This window comes from Jutongia hominis (assembly GCF_014384965.1).
Classification (GTDB): Bacteria; Bacillota; Clostridia; order Lachnospirales; family Lachnospiraceae; genus Butyribacter; species Butyribacter hominis.
Genome location: NZ_JACRSW010000029.1, coordinates 22,637 through 32,483, shown reverse-complemented (window position 1 = coordinate 32,483; position 9,847 = coordinate 22,637). Strand labels below are relative to the sequence as shown.

At 39.4% G+C, this 9,847-nt stretch carries 11 protein-coding genes; 9 read left to right on the top strand and 2 right to left on the bottom strand.

All coding sequences use genetic code 11. The features are described 5' to 3' along the window. Positions 1-164: manganese catalase family protein (locus tag H8700_RS12475; protein ID WP_249304833.1), on the bottom strand; the 164-nt coding region annotated here is incomplete at its 3' end. Positions 165-307: 143 nt separating this feature from the next. Here H8700_RS12475 and H8700_RS07470 point away from each other — a divergent pair. The 3 genes from H8700_RS07470 (at position 308) to H8700_RS07460 (ending at position 2,897) form a co-directional block, all read left to right on the top strand. Then, entirely contained in the window at positions 308-1,018 is a 711-nt protein-coding gene (locus tag H8700_RS07470) for a hypothetical protein (protein ID WP_249304825.1), read from the top strand. Positions 1,019-1,153: 135 nt separating this feature from the next. Next, positions 1,154-2,686 (top strand): RNA polymerase sigma factor, encoded by a 1,533-nt coding sequence (locus H8700_RS07465; RefSeq protein ID WP_249304822.1) that lies wholly within the window; start codon positions 1,154-1,156, stop codon positions 2,684-2,686. Next, positions 2,664-2,897: a hypothetical protein gene (locus tag H8700_RS07460; protein ID WP_249304819.1), complete on the top strand. Its 234-nt coding sequence runs from the start codon at positions 2,664-2,666 to the stop codon at positions 2,895-2,897. The genes H8700_RS07465 and H8700_RS07460 overlap by 23 nt, the downstream gene beginning before the upstream one ends. A gap of 40 nt (positions 2,898-2,937) precedes the next feature. On the opposite strand, the gene H8700_RS07455 is transcribed toward H8700_RS07460, so the two are convergent. Beyond that, positions 2,938-3,141, bottom strand: coding sequence for a helix-turn-helix domain-containing protein (locus H8700_RS07455; RefSeq protein ID WP_022141088.1), 204 nt, complete (start codon positions 3,139-3,141; stop codon positions 2,938-2,940). 266 nt (positions 3,142-3,407) lie between these two features. Between H8700_RS07455 and H8700_RS07450 the strand changes: the two genes are divergently transcribed. The 6 genes from H8700_RS07450 to H8700_RS07425 all read left to right on the top strand — a co-directional run bounded on the left by H8700_RS07450 (position 3,408) and on the right by H8700_RS07425 (position 9,672). Continuing rightward, complete coding sequence (locus H8700_RS07450; RefSeq protein ID WP_249304816.1) at positions 3,408-4,646, top strand: hypothetical protein; 1,239 nt, start codon at positions 3,408-3,410, stop codon at positions 4,644-4,646. Positions 4,647-4,907: 261 nt separating this feature from the next. After that, complete coding sequence (locus tag H8700_RS07445) at positions 4,908-5,387, top strand: hypothetical protein (protein WP_249304812.1); 480 nt, start codon at positions 4,908-4,910, stop codon at positions 5,385-5,387. Next, a complete protein-coding gene (locus H8700_RS07440) occupies positions 5,384-6,481 on the top strand; it encodes a GDSL-type esterase/lipase family protein (protein ID WP_249304809.1) in 1,098 nt (365 codons plus the stop codon). Before H8700_RS07445 ends, H8700_RS07440 begins: the two co-directional genes overlap by 4 nt. Before the next feature lie 30 nt (positions 6,482-6,511). Continuing rightward, positions 6,512-7,009: a DUF4358 domain-containing protein gene (locus H8700_RS07435; RefSeq protein WP_249304807.1), complete on the top strand. Its 498-nt coding sequence runs from the start codon at positions 6,512-6,514 to the stop codon at positions 7,007-7,009. A gap of 14 nt (positions 7,010-7,023) precedes the next feature. Further along, positions 7,024-8,439 carry an MBOAT family O-acyltransferase gene (locus H8700_RS07430; protein ID WP_249304805.1) on the top strand — a complete coding sequence of 472 codons (1,416 nt, stop codon included), beginning with the start codon at positions 7,024-7,026 and terminating at the stop codon, positions 8,437-8,439. An 18-nt stretch (positions 8,440-8,457) separates the two neighbouring features. After that, positions 8,458-9,672: a DHHW family protein gene (locus H8700_RS07425; RefSeq protein ID WP_249304803.1), complete on the top strand. Its 1,215-nt coding sequence runs from the start codon at positions 8,458-8,460 to the stop codon at positions 9,670-9,672. The last annotated feature ends 175 nt before the right edge of the window (positions 9,673-9,847 follow it).

The window sequence follows — 9,847 nt, the reverse complement described above, 5'->3', positions numbered from 1 at the left end:
ATTGCAAGGGTATGATCAACATAGTATTTATCAAAGCCCGATGACTTAATTTCTTCCGGTGTCAGGTTTCTGGTGAGCTGGCGGATGATTGTTGCAACAATTTCGAGATGAGCCAGTTCTTCTGTACCTATATCGGTGCCAATAGCGACCATTCCAGCCCACATCCTAACCGACAAAAGTCCGACAAAAGTGCCTTGCGAAAAGAACAGACATTTATTGACTTTTTATGTCAGAAAGAATATACTCAATATATTGAGCATGCAAAAATAAAAGGAATGCTAAAACAATAGCAAGGAAGGAGAAGAATATGAAAACAAAACGAGAAATGCGTCAAATCGGAAAAAGGGGGATCAGTGTGTTGCTTCTTTGCACTATGCTGTTCGTCCCTCAGAATGTTAAAGCAGAAGAGGTGGCAGACCAGACGGTCAAAACAACGGTAAATCAGGACAAGATCACTTACCCGACTTCCCGTTGTGTATGGAGCTGCGATGAGGGAATCGGAGATGACGAAGATCTGTATCTGTATGGAAGCCACACCCCGAAGGGAGCTAAGATCATCAACCTGAAATCTTCTAATCCAAAGATTGTAAAGGCAAAGATTCAGGACAAAGTGGATATTCATTTTACCAGAAAGAACGCAGGAACTACGACTCTTTCTTATGATCTGACATGGAAAGAAAAAGATGGCACACAAAGTACCAAACATTTTACAACCAAGATCACACTATGGAAATACCGGAATCCATGTGCATCATTTTCCTTTAATGGCAAAAATTATGCTTCTAAATTCAAAAAGCATCCATTCTTTTGGAAACACAATCTGGGTACAAAAGTAAAAATCAGCGTAAAACCGAAAAAAGGATGGAAACTGGTTCGTTTGGGATATACTGGTGGCAAAAAGATTAAAAATAATTCAACGATCCGGTTGAAAAAAGGAATCTTTACTTTTATTACAGCGGATTTTAAAAATACAAAGACCAAAAGAGTCCGCAGTGTAAGAGCGGAAGTGGTTGGCTGATAAGATAGAAACTCCTCTGATTACAAAGGATAAGTATGATACAATAGCCATATCTTAGTTTTTTTGAAAAAAATTTAGAAAATATAAAACTTTTTGATCGTGGCACTTGTCATATAGGTAAAAGGAGGAAAAGATATGTATAGCAATGAACAAATAGGAAACAATCCGGATTACGTTCTGGCGGTTTCACAGGCACTTGCCGGCAGGCAGGAAGGGTATAATTTTTTGTACCAGAGTACCTACCAGAAAAAGTTTTTCATAGCAAAAAAGTATATGGGAAACGATTCGGATGCACAGGATGTTTTGCAAGATGCATATGTGCAGGCATTTTCAAAATTGGATACGTTAAAGGAACCCGATAAATTTCCCGGCTGGCTGGGCATGATTGTTGCCAACACAGCGAAAAATGCTTTGCAAAAAAAGAAAATGGTATTTTTTTCAGATTTGGATGGTGTCAATGATGAAGGAGAGACCATGGAAATGCAATGGGAGGACACCGATGTAAGCAGACAGCCGGAAATAGCATACACAGAGAAGGAAACACAGGAAATGGTGCGGACTATGATCGATGCGCTGCCGGAAGATCAGAGGATGTGTATTTTGATGTTTCATCTGGAGGGTGCCAGTATCCGGGAAATTGCCCAAGCTATGGAGTGTTCCGAAAATACGGTTAAGTCCAGATTGAATTACGGAAGAAAAGGGATTAAAAAGCAGTCCGAAGAATTGCAAAAACGGGGTTACAAACTCTACAGTATGGCACCATTGCCTTTGCTTTTGTTCTTATTAGAAAGCGAGGAAAATGCATTTCTTGCGAGTGGCAGACTGGTGATCCCACCGATCAATACGGTTTTAGAGCGATTGCAAAATCTGCCAAAAGCAGCAGAAAGTATGGAAACTGCTTCAGCCGGTAAGAAATTCCTGAATTCAATGGCCGGTAAAATTACCATGGCAGCAGCAGGAGTGGCTGTGATAGGCGGTATTGGACTTGGGATTGTGGGCGTTGTTCTGGGACAGACAAGTCCTGACAAAGCGACAATAGTACCGACACAGCAAAGGGAAGCGACTGCCACGCCAACGGCTACTGTAGAGCCGACAAAGACACCGGAACCTACAGCCACACCGGTACCTTTGGCTGATAAGTGGAAGAAAGCTTATAAAAAATTCCTGAGCAGACAGATTACGATGGACGACATGTGGAACGAAGGGCAAAAGGTACATATTACGGATTATGACTATCTGCTGCATGACATGAATGAAGATAATATTCCTGAATTGATCATTTATTTGCATTATGGTGATTCCAGATATGATGAAATGTATCGGTTCTATTCGTATTCCGAAGAAAAAGGGGTGTACCTGTTAGATGAATTGGCAGGCATTTCTGTTCAAAACGGGTTATATTACCGTCCCGGAAAGCCGGGTGTAATTGTAGAAACCGGTGATGACTATTATGGTGATACAGGAGCTATGTATGATGGTCATTTATATAACTACACCATTATAAATGGAAAGATGAAGTGCAAAGAGAAAGCATACAAATGTGCTGCCGGTTCTGAAGTGGATCACAGAAAATACTGGCCAAAAGGCATGAAAGCATTGCCGGAAATGAAGAGCCGCAAGGATTTGTCCGGATTGGAAGAAGCCTATGAAAAGTACAAGCAGAAATAAAGAGGTGGTCATGAATGCAATGGAACTGGCACGCATGACCGGGATCATGGAGACACTTGGCAATCTGCCGGATGGATTTTTTCAGGAACACAAAGAAGAACTTTTGTGTATGGCGGAAGAATTTGTCATACAGGAAAGAAAAGATCTGGTTGTTTTCTTTGAAAAGAAGATTGCAACCCTAAAGCAAGAGAAATTTTCTTCTTATCAATGAAAGTACAGGAGCAGGACATGATATCCTGCTCCTATACTTTTCATTTGGTCTTGTCGTGTTCAAGAATTTCCGAAACGGAACAATCTAAAATAAAACAGAGGGTATCCAGAGTTTTTGTCGTGATGGCTTCTCCTTTTTTGATACGGTGGATAGTATTGGCTGAAATCCCCTGCTTAAAGATCAATTCATATTCTGAAATATTTTTTTTCGCCAAAGTTTCAAAAAACGGTTTATAAGAAATCATAAGATCATGCGCACTCCTTTTTATATGATGACCATAACATATTTAATACTTTGAGCATGCTTAATAGATTGAGTATATTATTATTTTTATTCTGAAAACAGAAAATATGTATTAAGCTGCGTAATGGCAGGGAGTGTAATCTTGACGGTAATCTTAATATTCTATATACTCAATGCATTGAGTATGAAAAATCAAAAAAATTGATTTTTTTAAAACTTTTTTGCAACTTGACTTGTCATATAAGTAAAAGAAAGGAGAGATGACTTATGGAGATAAGAAAAAAATTTTTGCAACCGTTTTTTTGGGGGATAGCAATTCTACTGTTTGTAACATGGATCGGAGTACCGGCAGCGGCAAAAGCATATGCAACGAAAACGATCAAAGTTGTAGAGGACAAGTCAAAGACATATGCATTTAGCAACAAGATTAAAAAGGTAAAGAAAGTAAGCACGAATAAGGCATTTGCGATCAAGATCCTATCAGGGAAATATCGTATTAAGATATCGGACACCGATTGTAATACGACACAGGCAGTTCAAGTTTATTTTCAAAATGGCAAAACGCAGAAGATCAATCTCAAGACAGAAGTAAATTATCTGAATAAGATCAAGGCAGAATTAAAGCCAATGCTTGCCAATCCGGACAAGGGACTTCGCACAGCACTGGCACAGTGGGAGAAAAAACTGATCAAGCGGAATTCTAAATTAAAATACGAATTCCGTGTGCATCGGGATTATGAAGATGCCAACGGAAAGGAATTAAAGGTATCAGAGACATTTACCATTGATGAAATCCTGAAAACATTTACCACTTCCCAGAAAAGAGCATTGGTGCTGGAGGCATATTGCCGGGGACGTATGCATTACAATGGAACGAAAAAATATAAGTGGTACTATTGTCATCACCGTAAAGAAAATAACCAGTTTAAGCAGTTGTATAACGGAACTTTTAAGGGAGTATGCAGCGATGGAGCTTATATGGGAATGGATATCGGCAAGGCAGTTGGATTAAATGTTAAGTCTATTTCCAATACAGACTTGAATCATGCGTGGTGTATTGCAAAAGTAACGGACAAGGATGGAACAAAATACTGGCAGAGTGTTTTTACAACTTCGTGTGGATATGATCTGAAAAGTGACAAATATTTAAAGAAGGAGGATTATGGCACATTAAAAGGTTTTGCTGCTATTTTGCGTACACCATCCCGTACAGCATTGCATTATCTGAAGCGTGCAAAGAACTGGAAAGAGCGTGTGGCAGATACCCCTGCTTTGGCTGCAACTATTAAATGCCCCGGCTGTACAGGAAAGCTAAGTCATTCCGCCTGGAATCCGTATAGAACAGTTTCAAACCGGGCAGTCTTAGGTGTTTCCCCACCAGGTGGAGGAATCGTGTATCATCCACATAACGGTGGCGGTGTCATCCGCTTTTTCGATGATGATGGTAACGAATGGCTGGATGCCCCGGAGAGTATAAAGAAACTGTATGAGGATATGTATCTGTAGAACGGATAGGAAACCAAACGATAAAGATCGTGATAGAACAATATACAGTACGCACAAATAATACACAGTACGCACATGGTATGCGTGCGCACGAATGACAATATCATAATAATAAAAACAACGGCAAAATGGGATTTTTGCAAGAGTTAGAACGCAGAAAAGCACATTGACAATGCATTTTGATACCGATATACTGTTTTACATAGATAGTAAGCAGTATCCTGTCGGTAGGATCTGCTTTTTTACGGAATAGGAAAATGCATGTACGGTAGCGGTGCATCAACAAGAATTGCTTTAGCAATTCTTGGAGTGCAAAGCGCTGGCTTTGCACTTATTTACGGAATAGGAAAATGCATGTACGGTAGCGGTGCATCAACAAGAATTGCTTTAGCAATTCTTGGAGTGCAAAGCGCTGGCTTTGCACTTATTTACGGAATAGGAAAATGCATGTACGGTAGCGGTGCATCAACAAGAATTGCTTTAGCAATTCTTGGAGTGCAAAGCGCTGGCTTTGCACTTATTTACGGAATAGGAAAATGCATGTACGGTAGCGGTGCATCAACAAGAATTGCTTTAGCAATTCTTGGAGTGCAAAGCGCTGGCTTTGCACTTATTTACGGAATAGGAAAATGCACGTTAATGTACTCTTGGAATCTTTTGAACGAAAGATTTCGAGATGGATTTTTGATATACAGTAATATTTTTACAGAGTGTACGACGAGAAAATGGAGGATAATATGAAAAACAGAAAGATACATCATATATGGAGCGTAGGAATAGCTGCTTCGATTCTTATTAGCAGCCTTGGCATAGGAAGCGGAAATGATCAGACCAAGGTTCAGGCACAGGAACAGCCACAAAATACTGTGGCTGTGTTGCCGGAAAGCAGTCCGACTTCTACAACAGAGGCGTCACCATCGACTCAATCGAATAAGACATCCGCTCCAAAAGAAACGGTACAGCCGACAGCAAAGGTGAAGAAATGGAAGAAAGTTTCCGGTGTGAAACTGTTTCGATATTCTACACATGTAGTTAAAGTGACATGGAACAAACATAAAAAAGCGAATTATTATCGTGTTTATTATGCAAAGAAGAATGGAAAATATCATCTTGCAGGCGTGACAAAGAATACACATCTGCTGGTAAAGAAATTAAAGAATCATACAGCCTATTCTTTCTATGTGCAGGCTTGTAAGAAGAAAAAACTGTCACCATCGGACAGCGTGCCTTCTAAAAAGAGACAGATGAAAATGAAAACATACAAAAGAAAGATTGTATTTGCCGGAGATTCGATCTGCGAGGGAGTAGGTTATGGACAGGCATTTCCACAGATGCATTCGAGTGCAAAGAAGAAAACAGTAGCTTATCGTGGATTAAATACAGTAACGTTCCATACAAAACGAATCTTTAATGGAAGAACCGGTTTGCAAAAGCTTGTAGCGGAGCGTCCATACCGTGTTTATATGATGCTTGGAATGAATGAGATCCATTATCGCAAGACCAGTCTGATGATCGCGGAATATAAAGATATGATCAATTATATCAGACAGGCAAGCCCGAATACCGATATTGTACTTTGTGCGGTATCTCCTGTAACAAGGGCGGAACGTGCAAGGCATACCGGTATGAAGCAGATCCCGATCTTTAATAAGAAGCTGAAAAAGCTTGCAAAGAAAGTTCATGCAAATTATCTGGATTATACAGACTTTTTAAAGGATTCCGGTGGTTATCTGAAAGCACAGTATGCAGCAGGAGATGGCTATCATTGGAAAAATCCTGCATATACGCAGTTTGGAAAAGTGGTCGGAAAATACGATAAAGCATTAGATCATTAATGATAAGAGGAAGAAAGGCGGATTAAGAGAATGAGAAACAGATGGAAAAAAATGATTTGTATTGTAATGGCAGCAATAATGGTAGCGTGTACGTTGCCACAGGCTTTGGCACAGGCAAAAAGTGAACCGGCATGTAAGGCACTTTGCGCAGCCGGATTGAAAGCAACCGGAGGTACAAAAAAGTTAAAATACAAGTCAAATGCAACAATGGACTTTGGAGCTCTTTCTTCTAGCGACAGAAAGAAAGTACGGGAAATGCAATATGTATTTGATGCAAAAGAAGTATATAGTCTTTGTGTGATAAAGGCAAAAAACGTTTCCGCTGCAAAAAGTCTGTTTGGAACGTTGAAGAAATACAAACAGAGTAATTGTAAGAGCAACTATCTGAGTGACTATTCTTCCACTGAAAAGAAAGTATTTCAAAATGCGGTATGTGGGAAAAAAGGAAAATATGTCTGGTATATTGCGATGTCACCATCTAAGAAGAGCAATAACAAAGGACAGACAGCGATCAAGAAGAATATATAAGGAGAAACGGGCATATGGTTTTTAGCAGTTTGCTGTTTTTGTTTCGTTTTTTGCCAATCGTTCTTCTTGCCTATTATGTTTTACCCAAGAAATGGCATAACCTGGTTCTTTTCCTTGCAAGCCTTGTTTTCTATGCATGGGGAGAACCGGTTTATGTTATTTTGATCCTTTTTTCTACGACTGTAGACTATGTGGCAGGGCAGGCGGTAGCCTATTGTAAAGCGAATCAAAAAAAGAAAGGTGCAATAGCAGCAGTATGTTGTTCTGCTGTGATCAATCTTTCGCTTTTAGGATTTTTCAAATATGCGGATTTCTTTTTGCAAATTCTTCATCAGGTTACGGGAATTAAAACCGGTCAGTTACATTTGCCGTTACCGATCGGAATTTCTTTCTATACATTCCAGACAATGTCTTATACGATCGACGTATATCGTGGTGATGCAAAAGTACAGAAAAATCTTATCACTTTTGGAGCCTATGTTTCTTTGTTCCCGCAGTTGATCGCAGGACCGATCATCCGTTACAAAGATGTGGCAAAGCAGTTGGATCAGAGAAAAGAAACGGTTTCTTTGTTTAGTCAGGGTATTTTTCACTTTATGATCGGTCTTGGCAAAAAAGTATTGATCGCAAACCAGATCGGAATGCTCTGGCAGCAGATTGCGGCAATGAAAACGGGTTCACTCACAACAGCGACAGCATGGCTTGGTGTTCTTGCTTTTACATTACAGATTTATTTTGACTTTTCAGGTTATTCGGATATGGCGATCGGTCTTGGAGCGATGTTTGGATTTTCTTTTCCGGAAAACTTCAATTATCCATATGCATCAAAAAGCATTACGGAATTCTGGCGACGCTGGCACATTTCTCTTGGAACATGGTTTCGTGAATATGTTTATATTCCATTGGGTGGTAATCGGAAAGGGATTGTCCGTCAGATCGTAAATCTTGCGATCGTATGGTTTTTGACCGGTTTATGGCATGGTGCGTACATCAATTTCGTGCTTTGGGGTGTTTATTATGGCATCCTGCTTGTAATAGAAAAGTTTCTTTTGAAAAATGTCTTAAAGGCTTTGCCGGCAATATTGCAACATTTTTATACCATGCTTCTGGTAATGGTTGGCTGGAGTCTCTTTTCATGGCAGGACATGACAGATGCAGCCGGTTACATAAAGACGATGTTTTTTTACGGTGGAGCAGGATATATCAATGATCAGACATTCTATTTGCTTTTATCGAATGGAATCCTGATTTTAATCGCACTTTTTGGTTCTTTATCATGGTCAAAAGACTGGTGTAACCGGTATTTCTTCCCGGAAGGAACGATGCGACGGGAAATTTGCCGAATCGTACTGGTGATCGTACTTTTGCTTAGCTGTGTAGCGATGCTGGTAAATTCGTCATATAATCCGTTTCTTTATTTTCGATTCTGACAGGGAGGCTTTATCATAATGAAAAAATTACAGATTATAATGGTGGCTGTCTTTTGTATTATGCTTTTTAGTGGCAGCCTTGCGATAACTGTTCTTCCTGATCAGAAATATTCTGATTTAGAAAACAGACAATTACAGCAAAAACCAAAGCTTACGAAGAAGAATTTTACAAAAGGGACGTTTCAGACAGAATATGAAAACTATCTGAATGACCAGTTTCCGCTGCGTGACCGTTGGGTAGATGCAGCCGTTGCGCTTCAGACAAAGCTTGGGAAAAAGGACATTAACGGTGTCTATATTGGCAAAAAAGGATATCTGCTTGAAAAAAACGATACAGAGCAGCTTGATAAACAGCAGGTAAAAGAGAATGTTGATACCCTGACTTCTTTTCTAAATGATATGGAAAAAGAATACGGAAAGAGACATGTAAGCTGTATGATGGTTCCGTCTAAGACGCTTGCAATGTCTGATTATCTGCCGTCCTATGTCAGCGCACAGGAGCCAAAAGATGTACTTGATTCGATTCAAAAAGGGTTAAATGATCCGAAGATCCTTTTGAATCTGAAAGATACGATGCAAAAGCACCAAAAAGAATATATCTATTATCGTACCGATCATCATTGGACGACGCTTGGTGCATTCTATGCATATCAGGAGTGGGCAAAGCGTACCGGTCAGGCAAAAGAGTATCCGATCAAGCATTATCAGCAGGAAAAAGTTTTTGATGATTTTTATGGTACAACATATAACAAAGTACATGTCGCTGTTCCAAAAGACGAAGTCGTTTTGTTCCATAATACAAAAGATACGCAGAAGATTCATATCAACATGGATCAGGGAGAAGTAAAAGCAGATACGTTGTATTTCCCAAAAGCAGCAAAAAAAGGATTCAATCGTTATGATGTCTTTTTGTCTAAGAATACATTTCAAATGGAGATTACAACAAAGGCAAAGACAGGGAAAACACTGCTTTTGATCAAAGATTCTTTCGCAAACTGTTTTGTGCCGTTTTTGACAGAGTCTTATGACCATATTATCCTCATCGACTATCGATATGGGAAAACACCGATCGGCACGATCCAAAGCGAGTATTCGGATATTACGGATGTATTGGTTTTGTTTAATACAGAAAAGTTTATGCAAAATACAAAGCTTTCGAAGCTTGCCCGGACAAAAAAGGAAGAGAAAACATTAGAGGAATTTGACGCAGATGAATTCTTGGAGGATATGTAGGTATCAAAAAAGGAGCAATACTTCGAAACAGGAGATAAAAAACCAGACTTTTAGGATGTATGTAAGTTTCGGAGTAGATTTCATTTGTACTGTATAAAGATGCAATTATGAGAAAGGTAACAAATAATAGTGGAAAGAACAGATAGAAGAGAGTTCTTTTGAGAAGGTATCGGGA